Annotated in this window: 12 protein-coding genes; 6 read left to right on the forward strand and 6 right to left on the reverse strand. The window is 64.5% G+C overall.

Annotated features, from left to right (window positions below; translation table 11 throughout):
• Positions 1-10 precede the first annotated feature (10 nt).
• On the reverse strand, positions 11-898 hold the full coding sequence (locus ACEN9O_RS13905; RefSeq protein ID WP_495618112.1) for a bifunctional helix-turn-helix transcriptional regulator/GNAT family N-acetyltransferase: 888 nt from the start codon (positions 896-898) through the stop codon (positions 11-13).
• Positions 899-1,002: 104 nt separating this feature from the next.
• On the opposite strand from ACEN9O_RS13905, the gene ACEN9O_RS13910 reads away from it, so the two are divergent.
• Both ACEN9O_RS13910 and ACEN9O_RS13915 read left to right on the forward strand, forming a co-directional pair.
• The gene (locus ACEN9O_RS13910; RefSeq protein ID WP_495618113.1) at positions 1,003-1,365 is read left to right on the forward strand and encodes a DUF5710 domain-containing protein; all 363 of its coding nucleotides are present in this window, start codon (positions 1,003-1,005) and stop codon (positions 1,363-1,365) included.
• Between the two features lie 11 nt (positions 1,366-1,376).
• Complete coding sequence (locus ACEN9O_RS13915) at positions 1,377-2,456, forward strand: histone methylation protein DOT1-like protein (protein WP_495618114.1); 1,080 nt, start codon at positions 1,377-1,379, stop codon at positions 2,454-2,456.
• Here ACEN9O_RS13915 and ACEN9O_RS13920 read toward each other — a convergent pair.
• Positions 2,453-3,337 carry a LysR family transcriptional regulator ArgP gene (locus ACEN9O_RS13920; protein ID WP_495618115.1) on the reverse strand — a complete coding sequence of 295 codons (885 nt, stop codon included), beginning with the start codon at positions 3,335-3,337 and terminating at the stop codon, positions 2,453-2,455. The two genes, ACEN9O_RS13915 and ACEN9O_RS13920, sit on opposite strands and share 4 nt — an antisense overlap.
• Before the next feature lie 87 nt (positions 3,338-3,424).
• Between ACEN9O_RS13920 and ACEN9O_RS13925 the strand changes: the two genes are divergently transcribed.
• Together ACEN9O_RS13925 and ACEN9O_RS13930 are read left to right on the forward strand one after the other, a co-directional pair.
• Entirely contained in the window at positions 3,425-4,033 is a 609-nt protein-coding gene (locus tag ACEN9O_RS13925) for a LysE/ArgO family amino acid transporter (protein ID WP_495618116.1), read from the forward strand.
• Positions 4,034-4,902: 869 nt separating this feature from the next.
• On the forward strand, positions 4,903-6,642 hold the full coding sequence (locus ACEN9O_RS13930) for a putative bifunctional diguanylate cyclase/phosphodiesterase (RefSeq protein ID WP_495618117.1): 1,740 nt from the start codon (positions 4,903-4,905) through the stop codon (positions 6,640-6,642).
• On the opposite strand, the gene ACEN9O_RS13935 is transcribed toward ACEN9O_RS13930, so the two are convergent.
• Both ACEN9O_RS13935 and ACEN9O_RS13940 read right to left on the reverse strand, forming a co-directional pair.
• Positions 6,635-6,961, reverse strand: a complete 327-nt coding sequence (locus tag ACEN9O_RS13935) for a hypothetical protein (RefSeq protein WP_495618118.1) — start codon at positions 6,959-6,961, stop codon at positions 6,635-6,637. The two genes, ACEN9O_RS13930 and ACEN9O_RS13935, sit on opposite strands and share 8 nt — an antisense overlap.
• A 39-nt stretch (positions 6,962-7,000) precedes the next feature.
• Positions 7,001-8,281, reverse strand: coding sequence for an NRAMP family divalent metal transporter (locus tag ACEN9O_RS13940; protein WP_495618119.1), 1,281 nt, complete (start codon positions 8,279-8,281; stop codon positions 7,001-7,003).
• Positions 8,282-8,484: 203 nt separating this feature from the next.
• On the opposite strand from ACEN9O_RS13940, the gene ACEN9O_RS13945 reads away from it, so the two are divergent.
• The gene (locus ACEN9O_RS13945; protein ID WP_495618120.1) at positions 8,485-10,728 is read left to right on the forward strand and encodes a TonB-dependent receptor; all 2,244 of its coding nucleotides are present in this window, start codon (positions 8,485-8,487) and stop codon (positions 10,726-10,728) included.
• A complete protein-coding gene (locus ACEN9O_RS13950; protein WP_495618121.1) occupies positions 10,729-12,432 on the forward strand; it encodes an alkaline phosphatase family protein in 1,704 nt (567 codons plus the stop codon).
• Between the two features lie 101 nt (positions 12,433-12,533).
• Here ACEN9O_RS13950 and ACEN9O_RS13955 read toward each other — a convergent pair whose 3' ends face one another.
• Positions 12,534-12,743: an oxidoreductase-like domain-containing protein gene (locus ACEN9O_RS13955; RefSeq protein WP_495618122.1), complete on the reverse strand. Its 210-nt coding sequence runs from the start codon at positions 12,741-12,743 to the stop codon at positions 12,534-12,536.
• An 8-nt stretch (positions 12,744-12,751) separates the two neighbouring features.
• Positions 12,752-15,880 (reverse strand): ligand-binding sensor domain-containing diguanylate cyclase, encoded by a 3,129-nt coding sequence (locus ACEN9O_RS13960; RefSeq protein WP_495618123.1) that lies wholly within the window; start codon positions 15,878-15,880, stop codon positions 12,752-12,754.
• Positions 15,881-16,094 lie beyond the last annotated feature (214 nt).

Below are 16,094 nucleotides of genomic sequence, written 5' to 3' on the forward strand. Positions count from 1 at the left end.
CAGCGCGCCATCACTTTATCCGCTTGCGCATGAAGATGGTCGCTTGCGGATTGTCGTTGTAGCGTTCGCAGCGTTCGTAGCCCAGTTGTTCGTACAGCCTGATCGCGGCGTGCAGGTCGTCCTTGGTGTCGAGGTAGACGGCGTCGTAGCCGGCTTGCGCGGCATGGCTTTCCAGCGCCTGCATCAGCGCCTCGGCCAGGCCGCGCCGGCGGAAGCGGTCGGCGACATACAGGCGCTTGCACTCGGTCGCGCCGGCCACTTCCGCCAGCGGCCGCATGGCCACGCAGGCGGCCGCGACGCCGTCCACGTAGGCGATCCACATGGCCGAGCTGGCATCGTTGAGGAAGGCGCGGATGGCGTCGTCGTCGTCGCGCAGCACAACGTTGATGAGGTCGAAATATTCGTGCAGCAGATGCCGCGCATCGTCGAGCTGGGTTGCGGTGGCGCGGACCACGCGCGTGGCCGTGGTCGACAGGATGTGCTGCACCTTGCGCATCGCGTCCAGCAACTCGGTGCGCTGCGATTCGCCCAGCTGGCCCAGCATGCGCACCGTTTCCGCCGAGACGCGGTGGTTGATGTCGGCGATGACGACCTGGCCCGTGTCGGTCAGGCTCAGCAGCGTGGCGCGCTTGTCCTGTTCCGAGCGCACGCCGTTGATCAGGCCGCGTTCGCTGAGCGAGCGCACCAGACGGCTCATGTAGCCGGCGTCCAGGCCCAGCTTGTTGCGCAGGTGGTTGGCGGTGCAGCCCGGATTCATCGATAGTTCGTACATGATGCGGCCTTCGCTGAGCGAATAGTCGGTGTCCAGGTAGCGCCCGCGCAGCAGGCCCAGGTGTACGGTGTAGTAGCGGTTGAATTGCCGCACAACGTCGGCTTGCTGTTGCATGTCCTGATGCACGGGTCTCTCCTAATGCTTGCTTTTGGCAACTATATCGGCGATGGGCGGTGCAGTCAACCGGGTGTGCATGTAAAATGATCGCTTCCATTAGCGGAGTAGCGACGATGATGTTTTTAAAAGTTCCGTTTGCGGAAAAAGACGAAGCCAAGGCCCTGGGCGCGCGCTGGAATGGCGAGCGCAAGTCGTGGTACGTTCCAGACGGTAAGCCGACCGAGCCCTTCGAGCGCTGGCTGGCGCCCGGCGGCGCCGATTTTGTGCCGGCCAAGGCTTCGGTGGCGCCGAAAGCCAAGCCGTTGTCGGTCGATTCGTATGTCGGCAAATCGGTGGTGGGCAAGTTCTACCTGGAACTGCCGCACGACTGCAATCCTTTCGAAGCATGCCCGGTCTGCGCACCGACGCTGGCTAGTTCCGGCTGGCAGGCCGCCCACGACAGTGTCGACCAGATGCTGGCGGCACTGCGCGGCTGAGCCACGAGGCCATGCGGAGCGCACCGGCTTTTCGCACCGAGGATGCGGCGACCCCGCCGGTTACCAGCTTCCGGCATCCCGATGATGTCTTCGAGGCGCTGTTTCAAAGCATACAGGGCGGTGAAAAACACGTGCGGCCGCCACTGGAGTTGCGGCCGGACTCTCCCTTCCTCAAATTTATCGAAGTCGGCTACGCGCTGCGCGCCTGCCTGGAAGACAAGTCGCGTCGCGATTATCTGGTGCAGCGCCTGCGTCCGCACGTGAGCGCGATCATCGGCACCTTGCCGGCGAGCCTGCTGCCGCAGGGGATGTTGCCGCGCACTGCGGCGCCACCCGGCTTCCGGCCGCTGGAGCAGATCGGCGACGCGGAAGTGCGGGCCTGGCTGGTGGAGGACGGCGGTTTGATCTATGGCGAGCTCAGGCGTTTCGAGCTGGAGAATTATTTCGATGCGATCGCCGCCGCGATCCGTCCCGGCGGCGTGATGGTCGATCTGGGCAGCGGGCTGGGCAAGGTGGTGATGTCGGCTGCGCTGGCGTTTCCGTTCCAGCGCTGCATCGGCGTGGAGTTGATGGGCTATCGGCACGCGATGGCGGTGCAGCGCTTGCAGGGCTTGCTGACCCTGGCACGACAGGCGCTGGCGGCACTGCCGTTGCCGCTGACGCCGGAGACGCCGCTGCAACTGCCGTTTGGCGGCGAGGCGAGCGGCAGCCATCTGCTCGATCTCGGCTCGCGCATCGCCTTTATCGAGGCGGATATATTCCGGGTCGACGTGCGCGGCGCCAGCCTGGTGTTCATGTACAGCACTTGCTTCGGCCCCTTGATGGATGCCCTGGGCGACAAGCTGGCGCGCGAGATGCAGGAAGGCGCCCTGGTCAGCACGACGACCTATCCCTTGAAGCACCCGGCGTTCAAATTACTCTGCAGCTTCCCGGCTGGCACCGTGGCCTGGACCAATGTGATGCTTTACCAGCGCACCGGGGCGCTGGAAACGCTGGCGCCGGCGGTCTCGGCGGCCTTGTACGAGCCTGATCCGGCCGCCTGGGAAGAGCGTGTGCGGCAAGAGTTTGCGGCGCTGGATAGCAAAGCTTAAAGCAGCCATTTACGCGCAGTAGCGATCATATTGTCCGACAATGCGCGCGTAAATGCCGTCTGGATATCCCACATATGCCAGATTAGCGGCACATCCAGCGTATCGCCAGGCGTCATTTCTACCAGCGTTCCCGCCTTCAATTGCTGCTCGCACTGCAAGAGCGGCACCATTCCATAGCCGAAGCCCGCCTCGATAAACTGCACAAACCCGGTCGAGCTGGCGAAGGAATGATGCGGATAGTGGCCGGTGTAGCCGGTGCGGCGGGCGATGTAGCGTTCTTGCAGGGCATCTTTGCGGTCGAAATTCAGCGCCGGCGCTTGTTGCACGGCGGCGGCTGTCATGCCGTCAGGGAACCAGCGCTGGGCAAACGCCGGGCTGGCGACGCAGTGATAGCGCATGATGCCCAGCGGTGTCGATGTCGTTCCAGCAACTTGCGCCGATTCACTGGTCACGCAGCCGAACACGCGGCCTTCCCGCAGCATCGTCAATGTATGGTCCTGGTCGTCCAGGCGGATGTGCAGCAGGCACTCGCCGCTGCGCATCAGCGGCGTCACCGCTTCCTGTACCCAGGTCGCGGCGCTGTCGGCATTGACGGCGATGGCGATTTCCGGCCGCGCGGCGCCGGAATCGGGCCGATGGAGCAGCGCCGCCTCCAGCAGGCGCACCTGGCGATAGTGGGCGATCAGCCGCTGGCCGGCCTCGGTGGGCGAGGGCGGCTGGCTGCGGACGATCAGCAATTCGCCGGCGCTGTTTTCCAGCATGCGTATCCGCTGCGAAACGGCGGATTGCGTGATCGACAAGGCCAAGGCTGCCTTGTCGAAGCTTCCATGGTCGATGACGGCGTCCAGCGCCGCCAGGCCGCGATAGTCCACTTGCTTCATTAGCGCCTCTAATATTTGGTAAGTATTATTAATTATACTTATCTTGGCGCGCGATTTAAGCTATCGGCTTCATTCAGGGAGAAAAATATGGAAGCTGCGGCATTTTTAAAGGGCATCGGCCTCGGCGGCAGTTTGATCGTCGCTATCGGTTCGCAAAACGCGTATTTACTCAGGCAGGCGCTGAAGCGTGAGTTCGTGCTGACCTGTATTGCCATTTGCGTTATTTGCGACGTGGTATTGATCGGCGCGGGCGTGGCTGGCATGGGGCGATTAATTATGGAGGCGCCGGTGCTGCTGTTTTGGATTAAGCTCGCCGGCGCCGGTTTCCTGTTCTGGTATGGATTACGGGCGGCTCGTTCGGCTTTTAATCCAGGCGCGATGGTGGCCGGCGAGAATGCCCAGGCCGGCGACCGCCGTACGGTTATCGCCGCGATGCTGGCATTTAGTTTATTGAATCCGCATGTATATCTGGATACCGTCGTATTACTCGGTTCGATAGGCGGGCAGCAAGCCGGTAATGGACGTTTATATTTTGCGCTGGGCGCCATGCTCGCCTCGGTGCTCTGGTTTAGCAGCCTGGGATTCGGCGCCCGCTATTTAACGCCGGTATTTGCCAAGCCGCGCGCCTGGCAGATTTTGGATGGTGTCATTGCGCTGGTCATGTGGACCTTGGCCATTTCCTTGTTCGCCGGATAAGGCGATATCCCGTATTGCCTTTACGCCGTGATGGATCAATTTCGTACCGCCTCCAGCCCTGCGCAGCTTGCCCCTGGGCAGGGCGAGCCGCGCTTGAAACTGGCAGGTACATGCTAATTTTTGGCATAAAAAGCATAGTTGTAGGCTCTTTTTCAGACGGGACGGGGCATTGTGCCAATCGGCAACACTCTGACCGGCCCGAAACGCCGCCAGCGTGGCGGTTCAGCATACAATGGAGATAGCTACCTCAACACAGTTCTTCAGGATTCCGGGCCCCACGACGGCCGATATATATGAGCACGGACCTCAGTAATTACGCCCATCTCTCCGCAGTAGCGGCTGCCTTTGCAGCTGACGCTATTCTGAGTACCTTGCTTATTTTCCTTTGGCTTATGCAGCGCAAGGAAAAGCATGCGTTATTCTGGGGGCTGGGGCAGCTGGCGGTAATGGGCGGCATCATTACCTGGTTTATCGGCGATCGCGTTTTCTCCGAATCTGTGCGCATTATGCTTTGCGCCTTGCTGCTTAGCGTAGGCATGCTGGGTTATTGGAGCGGAACGAAATTCTTCCTGGGCGAATTACAGCGCTATCAAATACGCTGGATATTGCCTTGCGGTATATTGATTGCCGGAATATGCGGAGTGATATGGTTTAATAATCCAGCCATCATCGCTCCTGGTAGTGCGGCCATATTGGGTGCCATGATGCTGTGGTGCGGCCAGCGCCTGATAAAAAATAAAAACCGCTACCGTTTATTGGGTATCACTTTAATATTACGCGGCGGATTTAATCTCCTCACTGCGATAACGCTGGGCCCCGAGTTATATCTGATCTGGTTTGTCGGCACCACGATCCTGAAAACCCTCAGCATGTTGGGTTTGATTTATGCGGTACAGGATGAGATCCAGCAGCGCTATGCCCGTACCATCGACAGCCTGAGCAATGGCTTTTTAATCCGGGACCGCCGCGGCTATGTCATGGTGGCCAATGAACGATGCGCCCGTTTGCTGGGTTTTAGCGGTCCGGCCGATTTGATCGGCCGCCATGTCACCGATTTGCTTCCCGGCCTCACCCGTGAGATGGCCGACCAGTATTTCAGCAATTTTGTCACCGAGGGCGTCCAGTATCCCATCGTCGATACTGCCATCGTGACATTGCATAATGGTAATAAACTGCCATTAGAGATGCTCGGTTCGCCGTACGAAGAGCGCGGCCGCATGTATTGCCTGGTCCAGCTGCTGGACATCAGCGAGCGCAAAAAGAAGGATGATCTGCTGTACCAGGCGGCCCGCATCGATCCCGTCACCGGCTATTTCAACCGCCACGCGCTGTCGCGCCGGTTGGACGAGGAGGTGGCGAAAGCCGCCTCCAGCCAAAGCGAGTGCGCCGTGCTGTTCATCGACCTGGACAAGTTCAAGCGCGTCAACGACTCCTTCGGCCACGCCGTCGGCGACGAGCTGCTGCGCCAGTTCGCGCGCCGGCTGCACGCCATCCTGCGTCCGCAGGACGTGCTGGCCCGTTTCGGCGGCGACGAATTCATCGTCATCCTGCCCGACCTGCCGCTGGGCTTCAGCGAGAAAACGGCCAGCGACTGCGCGGCCGGCGTCATCGCCACCATGGCCGACAGTTTCAACCTGTCCCATCACGTGATCGGCGTGTCGGCCAGCGTGGGCATCGCCTGCTATCCCTTGCACGGTATCGATAGCGATACGCTTATCCGCAACGCCGACATCGCCATGTATGAGGCCAAGAAGGCGGGCCGCGGCGAGATGCGTTTCTTCAACGACGCGATGAACGCCGCCGCCAAGGACGCCTTGGTGATCGACGGCGCCTTGCGCGGCGCCATCGAGGCTGACGAATTCCACCTGGTCTACCAGGCCATCACCAACTCGCACACCGGAAAACTGACCAAGGTCGAAGCGCTGCTGCGCTGGGACAGCGCCATGCTGGGCGAGGTTCCACCGGACCGTTTCATACCAGTCGCCGAAGATAGCGGCATGATCGTGGAACTTGGCACCTGGGTGCTGAACCAGGCCTGCCGCCAGGTGGCGCAGTGGAAGTCCGGCGCACTGGGCGAGATCACCATCAGCATCAACGTCTCGGCCTGGCAGTTGGCCGATCCGGCGTTTGTCGGCCTGGTGCGGCAGGCGCTGGCCAGCAACGGCCTGGCGGCGCGCCAGCTGGAGCTGGAGCTGACCGAACGGGTGCTGATCGACGACGGCGGCCACGTGCAGGCGGTGCTGGCGCAATTGCGCTCGCTGGGCGTCAGCATCTCGCTGGACGATTTCGGCACCGGCTATTCCTCGCTCAGCTACCTGACCCAGTTTCACCTGAACACGCTGAAGATAGACCGCGCCTTCGTGATGGACATCGAACATAGCGAGCGCAGCAACAACCTGGTGCACGCCATCATCGCGATGGGACACAGCCTGGGCTTGCAGCTGGTGGCGGAGGGCGTGGAAACCGCAGGCCAGGCCGCCATCCTGGAAAAGATGGGCTGCCATTACCTGCAGGGCTATCATATTTCCCGGCCGATCCCGGCGGAGGAGTTGCTGGTTTTTGCGGGCGGCCTGCTAGCCAGGCCGCAGGCCGATAATTTCGCTATTTAGCATCCGCCGCCGTGGGCAGTTTTTGCGCCGCTTCCTCGGCGGTGAGGATCCAGATGCGGTCGATATTGCCCTGGCTGTCCACCGTGTAGTTGACCACGATGTCGCTGCCGCGCAGCGCGGCCGGCATTTCGATCATATTGTCGCGGTTGAAGATGCGCGCGGCGGGCGACAGCTGGCGCGGCTTGCCGTCGATGCTCACCTCGGGGAAATAGCCGGGCGTCATCCTGCCGCGCAGCGCGTTGGCCGGAAACGGCCGTTCGGACGCCAGCGCCGACAGCGACAGCCAGGCCGCCATCAGCAATGCACAGAATCGCAGCATGGGTGAGCTCCACAAATGGTGAGGCCCCAGCTTACCCGATTATTTTCCCAGCGTGGCGAACATCGCCACCACGGCCGCGGCCATCAGGACGGTGCATAGCCAGCCCAGCACGCGCAGCCGGCGCGGGATCACCAGCTTGCCCATCACTGCCGGCCGCACCGCCAGCAGCATCACCACCACCATGATGGGCACCGAGATCACGCCATTGAGCACCGCGCTCCAGTACAGCGCGCGGATCGGGTCGATATGGGTGAAGCACAGCGCGGTGCCGATCAGGGTGGCGCCGACAATGATGGCGTAGAACTTGGGCGCACCGGAATATTCCAGCTCCAGGCTGTTCTTCCAGCGCATGGCGCCGGCGATGGCGTAGGCGGCCGAGCCGGCCAGCACCGGCACCGCCAGCAGGCCGGTGCCGACGATGCCCATGCTGAACAGCGCGAACGCGAAGTCGCCGGCGACCGGCCGCAGCGCCGAGGCCGCCTGGGCTGACGACTCGATGTGCGTGACGCCGTGCGCGCCCAGCGTGGCGGCAGTGGTCAGCATGATAAAGGCCGCCACCAGGTTGGAGAACCCCATGCCGACCACGGTGTCGATCTTGATGCGCCGCAGGTTGTGCGGCGCCTGCTCCTGCGCGTGCTTGAGCGCCCTGGCCTGCGGATCGGCACGCAGGTCCTCGACTTCCTGCGAGGCCTGCCAGAAGAACAGGTAAGGGCTGATGGTGGTGCCGAAGATCGCCACCACGGTGGTGATGTAGGCGGCCTGCCAGGACAGCCTGGGCAGCAGCGCCTGGTGCAGCAGGGTCAGCCACGGCAGCTTGAGCGTGAGCGCGGTGACCACGTAAGCCAGCAGGGCCAGCGTCAGCCACTTCAGCACCTTGACGTAGCGGCTGTACGGCAGCGTCACCTGCAGCACCAGCGACAGCAGCCCGGCCGCCGCCGCGTACCAGTGCGCCGGGCCGCCGGCCAGCAGCGCCACGGCCTGGCCCATGGCGGCGATGTCGGCGGCGATATTGATGGTGTTGGCCACCAGCAGCAGGCCGACCAGCAGGTACAGCAGCGGCTTCGGAAAGTGTTCACGGATATTGGTCGCCAGCCCGTGCCCGCTGACGCGGCCGATGCGCGCGCTGACCGCCTGGATGCCCACCATCAGCGGATAGGTCAGCAGCATGGTCCACAGCATGCCGTAGCCGAACTGCGCGCCGGCCTGCGCATAGGTGGCGATGCCGCTGGGATCGTCGTCGGCCGCGCCGGTGATCAGGCCCGGCCCCAGCTTGCTGAGCCAGCCTTGTTTGCCGGCTTGCGGCGGCTTGGTCATGTCCATGATGTCTCCTCGTTGACGGCCATGCTAAGGCCGGCATCCTCGGGCGGTCCGTGCGTTCGCGTACTTATCGTGCGCGAGGAAATGTTGCCATGTCACTAAGCGGTCACATTGCCGTCATCGCTGCGTCACATGCACTTCCTACAATCTTGCGAGTTTAGTTTCCAGCCTAGTCCACACTAACCAGCAAGAAAGAAGAACAAATCATGCAACAGCGCTTCCCTCTGAAACCTTTGTGCCTGGTGGTCCTGCAAGCCCTGGCTTGCCAGGCTTACGCCGCCGACGCGGCCGATGCCGCCGCCGACAGTTCGGTTGCCGGCGCCCTGGTCGGTCCCATGCAAACGGTGGAAATCACCGGCCGCGGCCAGTCGCGCCAGGTACAGAACATCAACAAGGCCGACCTGGCCGAGGCGCTGCCGGGCACCAGCCCGCTGAAGGTCCTGGAGAAACTGCCGGGCGTGAACTTCCAGTCCGCCGATCCGTTCGGCGCCTACGAGTGGTCGACCCGCTTCAGCGTGCGCGGCTTCAACCAGAACCAGCTGGGCTTCACGCTGGACGGCGTGCCGCTCGGCGACATGAGCTACGGTAACAACAACGGCCTGCACATCAGCCGCGCCATCTCGTCGGAAAACCTCGGCAACGTCACCGTGTCGCAGGGCGCGGGCGCGGTCGGCACCGCCTCGACCAGCAACCTGGGCGGCACCGTGCAGTTCTTCACGCTGGCCCCCAGCGATGAGCGCGGCCTGACCTTCGCGCAAACCTTCGGCAGCGATTCGACCTCGCGCACCTTCGCCCGCGTCGACACCGGCTTGATCAACAACGTCGTCAAGGCCTACCTCAGCGGCACCCGCCAGCGCACCGACAAGACCAAGGGCGAAGGCGGCCAGGACCAGGATCAGCTGAACTCGAAGTTCGTGTTCAACTTCGGCGAAAACAGCCTGACCGGTTTCCTCAACTATTCCGACCGCCGCGAAGTCGACTACCAGGACGTGTCGCTGGAAATGGTGCGCCGCCTGGGCTACGGCTGGGACAACTACCAGCCTGACTGGCAGCGCGCGGTCAACGCCGCCAAGGGCGTCTACAGCGGCGGCGTCAACAGCATGGACGACGCCTACTACTCGGCCGGCGGCCTGCGCAAGGACACCATCGGCGGCCTGACGCTGGCGCTGAACTTCGGCCCGACGGTCGAACTGAAGACCACCATCTACCACCACGACAACGACGGCCAGGGCCACTGGTACACGCCGTACGTGGCGACCGACGCCGCCAACCCGATCTCGCTGCGCACCACCGAGTACTCGATCGGCCGCGACGGCGTCACCAGCGACCTGACCTGGGAACTGGGCAGCCACACCATCACCGCCGGCCTGTGGGGCGAGCGCAGCAACCACAACGTCAGCCGCAACTACTACAAGGTGACCGGTCCGGCCGACACCATGTTCTTCCTGTCCAATCCGTTCCGCACCGACTTCAAGCAGAACTTCGTCACCACCACCTCGCAGTACTACGTGGCCGACACCTTCAGCGCCATGGACGGCAAGCTGAAGTTCAACGCCGGCTTCAAGGCGATGGACGTGGACATCAAGGCCACCAACCTCATCGGCACCCGCGCCGCCGGCGAGCTCGACGCCGAGAAGAAATTCCTGCCGCAGGCCGGCGTCAACTACGCCATCAGCGCCGACGACGAGGTGTTCGCCTCCGCATCGAAAAACATGCGCGCCTTCCAGCCGGGCGTCAGCGGTCCGTTCTCGCAGACCCAGGCCGCCTACAACGCCGGCATCGCCAAGCTCAAGCCCGAGACCTCGGTCAACATCGACCTCGGCTACCGCTTCAAGCGCGCCGACATTCAGGGTTCGGTGGCGGTCTACAACGCCCGCTTCGACGACCGCCAGCTGAGCGTGGCCACCTGCGCCGGCATCGTCGGCTGCCCGTCGACCTTCGTCAACGTCGGCAAGGTCGACACCAAGGGTCTGGAAGCGATCGCCGTGTGGAAGTTCAACCGCGAAATCAGCTGGTTCAACTCGTACACCTTCAACGATTCCAAGTACAAGTCGAACTACCAGGATGGCGCCAACCTGGTGGCCGTCAGCGGCAAGCAGGTGGTCGACGCGCCGCGTTCGCTGTTCAACACCGAGGCCTCGTATGAAAGCGGCAGCTGGTTCGCCCGCGTCGGCGGCAAGTACACCGGCAAGCGCTACTACACCTACCTGAACGACGGCGGCGTGCCATCGTTCTGGCTGGCCAACCTGTCGGCCGGCTACAAGATGAAGTCGCTGGGCATGCTGAAAGACCTGTCGCTGCAAGTGAACGTCACCAACCTGTTCGACAAGCAGTACATCAGCTCGATCGGCACCAACGGCTTCCAGGCCAGCGACGTCGCCGGCACCGCGCAGACGCTGCTGACCGGCGCGCCGCGCCAGGTGTTCATCACGCTGAACGGCAAGCTGTAAATGGTCCGCTCGCTGGTCTGCGGCGCGTTGATATCTTCGGCCGCCGCAGCGGCCAGCGGGGCGGCCACCACGCCGATCCAGCACGTGATCGTGCTGGTCGGCGAGAACCGCACTTTCGATAATCTGTACGGCGTCTACGAGCCACGTAAAGGCCAGACGGTGTCCAACCTGTTGTCGAAGAAAATCGTCAACCGCGATGGCACGCCGGGCCCGCGCTTCGCGGACGCGGCGCAGAAGCTGGGCCTGTCCGCCGGCGCCTACACGCCGACGCCGGAATTCAACGGCGTCTACGGCACCTTGCCGCAGCCGTGGGCCGGCGGCGCCTTTGGCCAGCGGCAGGACGTGGCCGACGCGCGCTTCCCGTCCAACCTGCCCAACGGCCCGTTCCAGATCACCCACCACGTCGGCTACGGCGCTCACACCGGCGACCCGACCCATCGCTTCTTCCAGATGTGGCAGCAGGTCGACGGCGGCAAGAACGACCTGTTCGTCTGGGTGGCCGACCAGACCGGCCCCGGCCCCAGCAACCCGGCGCCGCTGGCGCCCGGCAGGACCGGGCAGGGCGCGGTGGCCATGGGCTTCTACAATATGGCGCGCGGCGACGCGCCGCTGTTCAAGAAGCTGGCCGACCAGTACGCCATCGCCGACAACTACCATCAACCCATCATGGGCGGCACCACCGCCAACTACTTCGCGCTGGCCACGGCCGATGTCGGCTACTACACGCAGGACGGCCAGGCCGCCGTGCCGCCGGCCAAGCAGATCGAGAACCCGGACGCCCAGCCCGGCACCAACAACTGGTACACCGAGGACGGCTATCGCGGCGGCACCTACGTCAATTGTTCCGATCCGCAGCAGCCCGGCGTGGCCGGCATCCGCGCGCTGCTGGCGCAGCTGCCGTACCCGGCCTTCAACGACGGCAACTGCGCGCCGGGCCACTACTACATGGTCAACAATCTCGATCCCGCGTTCAGTCCGCTGGGCGAGCCGCTGCCGCTGGGGCCGGACAAATTCCTGCTGCCGCCGCAGCCGATGCCGCATATCGGCGACGCGCTGACGGCCGGCGGCGTGTCATGGAAGTGGTATAGCGGCGGGCGCAACGACGGCAAGAAAGTCGACAAGGAATACTGCGGCATGTGCGACACGCCGACCTTCTTCAGCTCGACGATGAACGGCCCGGACAAGGACAAGCTGGTCGACCTGATGCAGTTCTACGTCGACGTCAAGGACGCCCTCACGTTCCCGTCGGTGGCGGTGATCGCGCCGTACGACAGCATCTCCGGCCATCCCGGCTATGCGATGGAGACCAGCTTCGACGAACTGGTGGCGGGCGTGCTGGAACGCGTGCAGGCCAACCCGGCGCTGTGGAAGAACACCGTCATCCTGGTCACCTTCGACGAGGGCGGCGGTTACTACGATTCGGGCTACGTGCAGGCGATCGACTTCTTTGGCGACGGCACCCGCATCCCGCTGCTGGCGATTTCGCCGTGGGCCAGACAGGGCGCGGTCGACCACACGTATTACGATCACGCGTCGATTGCCAAGTTCATCGAGCGCAACTGGTCGCTGCCGCCGCTGTCGGCGCGCAGCCGCGACAACCTGCCCAATCCAGTGCACGACAAGGCCGCGCCCTACGTGCCGCGCAACCGTCCGGCCATCGGCGACCTGATGAACCTGTTCGATTTTGGCGCGCTACGCAAATAATGTCTGGCGCTGAGCGGGAAACGCTGCAACGTCATTCCCGCGCAGGCGGGAATCCATGCACTGCATGAATTCCCTCCATGCTTTGCCTGAACGCAGGCGGTCTATGGGTTCCCGCCTGCGCGGGAACGACCGGCGCCGGGATGCCGCTCGCGCCAAGCTTTGAGCGCGGCGTGGTAGCGGTCCAGCTCGTCCTGGTACATGTCTTCCACGCAGAAGGTGCAGCCGCTGTGGCAGCAGTCGCCCGGTTCCGGCGCTTGCGGCGGCAGCGGCATGGCGTCGTCGTCCGGCGCGTTGCCTGGCTTCGCGTCCATCGGCTTCCTTACGCCGGCGGCATGGCCAGCAGCGCCATGTTGCGGCCTTTTTCCTTGGCGCGGTACAGCGCGCGGTCGGCCATCTGCACCAGCAGTTCCGGCGAGCTGTCCTCGGTCGGCACCATCACCGCCACGCCGATGCTGATGGTCAGGATGCCGAACGGCGACTGCTCGTGCGGCAACGCGCGCCGCGCCAGCTCGGCGCAGATTTCCTCGGCCACGCCGAAAGCGTCGGCCGCGTCGGTGGCGGCCGCCAGCAGCGCGAACTCCTCGCCGCCGTAGCGCGCCACCAGGTCGGTGGTGCGGCGCCCGTGCGAGGTGATCAGCTCGGCCACGGTGCGCAAGGTCGAGTCGCCCGCCAGGTGGCCGTAGTGATCGTTGTACTTCTTGAAGTAGTCGACGTCCAGCATCGACAGCGCCAGCGTCTGGCCGGTGCGCGCGGCGCGCCGCCATTCGGCCTCCAGCGCCAGGTCGAAGCCGCGCCGGTTGCTGACGCCGGTCAGGCCGTCGGTGGTGCTGAGCGCGGCCAGCTTGCGGTTCGATTCCTCCAGCTCGCCGGTGCGCGCGGCCACCAGCTGCTCCAGCTTGGCCTGGTGGCGGGTCAGGCGGTGGATGCGGACCTTGTAGGCCAGCAGCAGCGAGCCGAGGATCAGCGCGGCGCCGCCGGCGCGGAACCACCAGCGCTGCCAGAACGGCGGCGTGATGGTGATGGCCAGCGTGGCCGGCTCCGGGTTCCACACGCCCAGGTGGTTGGCGGCCTTGACCCGGAACACATAGTGGCCGGGGTTGAGGTTGGTGTAGCTGGCGCTGCGGTGGGCGGCGTCGGTCACCACCCAGTCCGGATCAAAACCCACCAGCTGGTAGGCGTAGCGGTTCTCGCTGGGCTCGGTGTAGTGCAGCGCCGCGAACTCCAGCGAGAACACCGAGGCCTGCGACGACAAGGTCAGCGCGGTGGGCGAGGTCACCGGGCCGTCGGCCTTGACGTTCTCGCCCGGCTTGCCGTCCTGCAGCGAGTGGTTGAACACGGTGATGTCGGTGATCGCCACCTGCGGCGGCACCGAGCTGGTGCGCACGGCCGACGGCGTCACCGCCGTCATGCCGTGCACGCCGCCGAAGTACAGCACGCCGTTCTCGCCCATGGACGAGGAGTTGACGGTGTAGCCCTCGGTCAGCCCGTCGGACGCGCTGAAGTGGCTGGCCTGGCCGGTGGCCGGGTCCAGCCGGTACAGGCCGGCGATGGTGCTGCACCAGATCTTGCCGTCGCGGTCGTGCTCGATCGACAGGATCTTGGGCGCGCGCATGGCCGCCGCGTACGATTTGAAGCTGACCTGGCCGTCCGCCGCGAACACCACCAGGTCCAGGCCCTTGCTGGTGCCGACCCAGATGCGGCCCTGCGCGTCCTCGTGCAGGCTGGCGATGTTGTCGTCGCTCAGGCTGGCACGGTCGTTGCCGGCGTGGCGGTAGTGGCGGAACTTGCCGCTGGCCGGGTCCAGCAGGTCGAGCCCGCCGCCGTTCCATTCCGAGCCGGCCCACACCCGGCCGCTGCGGTCCTCCAGCACCGCCGAGGTGCCGTTGACGCTGCGCGTGCTGGGGTCCTGCGGATCGTTGTAGTAGATCTTGCGGGCGTCGGTCCTGGTTTCGTAGCGGATCAGGCTGTTGCCGGTGGCCAGCCACAGCACGCCGCCGGCGCCGGGCGCGATGGCGTTGATGTAGTCGCTGGCGGTGTTGCCGAAGTGGATGACCTGGAACGGGCTGTCCGGCGTGTCCAGCCGGTTCAGGCCGTTGGACGTGCCCAGCCACAGCGGCCCTTTGCCGGCCTCGTCCTGGTACATGCTGTAGACGATGGAGTGGCTCAGCATGCCCGGCTGCTTGTCGTCCGCGTGGTAGCTCTTGACGACGGTGCTGGTGGCCGGATCGTACAAGCTCATGCCGACATTGCCGCCCAGCCAGATGCGGCCGCCCGGCGCGCGGGCCAGGCTCAGCAGCGCGTTGCTGGCCGGCGCCGAGCGGCTGTCGATGCGGAACGGCACGTGGCGGGTGAAGCCCTCGCTCGACAGGTTGGCCAGGCTGATGCCGTCGGTGAAGGAGGCGATCCACAGCATGCCGCCGCGGTCCTGCAGCACCGCGCGCAGGTTGTCGCCGGGCAGGCTGTAGGGGTCGTCCGCCGCGTGCACGAACTGGTCGAACTCGCCGTTGGCCTCGTTCCAGCGCAGCAGGCCGGCCGACAGGGTGGTGCACCACAGCGTGCCCTTGTTGTCGAGGTTGAAGTTGGTGATGCGGCTGTACGGCGAGGGGATGGCCTGGCGGCTGTCCCAGCCGCGCTTGCCGTCCCAGCGGATCACGCCGGACTCGGTGCCGATCCACAGCATGCCGTTGCGGTCGAACTGCAGCGCGCGCACGATGTTGACGCGGGCGTCCGGCTTGGGCGCCGGGTCGACCTGGTGGTGCTCGAAGCGGGTGGCGCCGGGCGCCAGGTAGTCCAGCCCGCCGGGCCAGGTGCCGATCCAGACGCCGCCCCGGGCGTCCAGCGCCAGCGCGTTCAGGTCGTTGCTGGCCAGGCTGGCCGGGTCGGCGTCGTCGTGCGCGTAGATGGTGAACTTGCCGCTGTTGGGATCGAAGTGCTGCAGGCCGCCCCAGCTGCCCACCCACATGCCGTTCTTGCCGTCGGAAATGATGTTCTTGATGATGCGGTGGTTCTTGGGCGCCTTGCCGGGCGGCGCGAACAGGGTGAAGTCGTTGCTCTCCGGGTTGAAGCGCGCCAGGCCGTTCTGGGTGCCGGCCCAGATGCGGCCCTGCTGGTCCTCGTAGATAGCCGAGACGCGGTCGTGCGGCAGGCTGCGCGGGTCGGCCGGATTGTTGGTGTACTTGACCGCCTGGTAGCCGTTGTAGCGGTACAGGCCGTTGGTGTGGGTGCCGACCCAGATATAGCCCTTGCGGTCCTGCAGCAGCGACAGCATCGACGGCTCGTCGCCGCCGAGCGGCCCCAGCTTCTTGAAGCGCAGCGACGGCGCCGGCGCCGCCGCAACGTCGGCGGACGGCAGCCAGGCCAGCAGGGTGGTCAGCAACAACAGCAGCGATAGGGAAGCGATGCGGAATAGGGAAGGGCGGCGGCGCAGGACCGGCGGAAGCACGTGCATGTAGGAGTATCCGGTGGCGTAACGGGTTGCGCGTGCGGAGCAGCGCTCGATTTAATCAGGTATTCTGGTCAGATTGGCTATTATACATACCATTGATGCAAGGGTTTCGATATAAAAGCCGGCGGTTTCTAGCGCAGTTGCCGGAAATTAGGGTATAGTTTACGGCGCTCATTGTATCCTGCTCACCGCGTGTCCGCCCGCCGCTTGCTTCTTA

It is taken from the genome of Duganella sp. Dugasp78, from assembly GCF_059491455.1.

Bases quoted from the DNA above. Each gene is read 5' to 3' on its own strand.
- ACEN9O_RS13910 (WP_495618113.1), top strand. From the start codon at position 1,003: ATGATGTTTTTAAAAGTTCCGTTTGCGGAAAAAGACGAAGCCAAGGCC.
- ACEN9O_RS13915 (WP_495618114.1), top strand. From the start codon at position 1,377: ATGCGGAGCGCACCGGCTTTTCGCACCGAGGATGCGGCGACCCCGCCG.
- ACEN9O_RS13920 (WP_495618115.1), bottom strand. From the start codon at position 3,337: ATGAAGCAAGTGGACTATCGCGGCCTGGCGGCGCTGGACGCCGTCATC.
- ACEN9O_RS13925 (WP_495618116.1), top strand. From the start codon at position 3,425: ATGGAAGCTGCGGCATTTTTAAAGGGCATCGGCCTCGGCGGCAGTTTG.
- ACEN9O_RS13930 (WP_495618117.1), top strand. From the start codon at position 4,903: ATGTTGGGTTTGATTTATGCGGTACAGGATGAGATCCAGCAGCGCTAT.
- ACEN9O_RS13935 (WP_495618118.1), bottom strand. From the start codon at position 6,961: ATGCTGCGATTCTGTGCATTGCTGATGGCGGCCTGGCTGTCGCTGTCG.
- ACEN9O_RS13940 (WP_495618119.1), bottom strand. From the start codon at position 8,281: ATGGACATGACCAAGCCGCCGCAAGCCGGCAAACAAGGCTGGCTCAGC.
- ACEN9O_RS13945 (WP_495618120.1), top strand. From the start codon at position 8,485: ATGCAACAGCGCTTCCCTCTGAAACCTTTGTGCCTGGTGGTCCTGCAA.
- ACEN9O_RS13950 (WP_495618121.1), top strand. From the start codon at position 10,729: ATGGTCCGCTCGCTGGTCTGCGGCGCGTTGATATCTTCGGCCGCCGCA.
- ACEN9O_RS13955 (WP_495618122.1), bottom strand. From the start codon at position 12,743: ATGGACGCGAAGCCAGGCAACGCGCCGGACGACGACGCCATGCCGCTG.
- ACEN9O_RS13960 (WP_495618123.1), bottom strand. From the start codon at position 15,880: ATGCACGTGCTTCCGCCGGTCCTGCGCCGCCGCCCTTCCCTATTCCGC.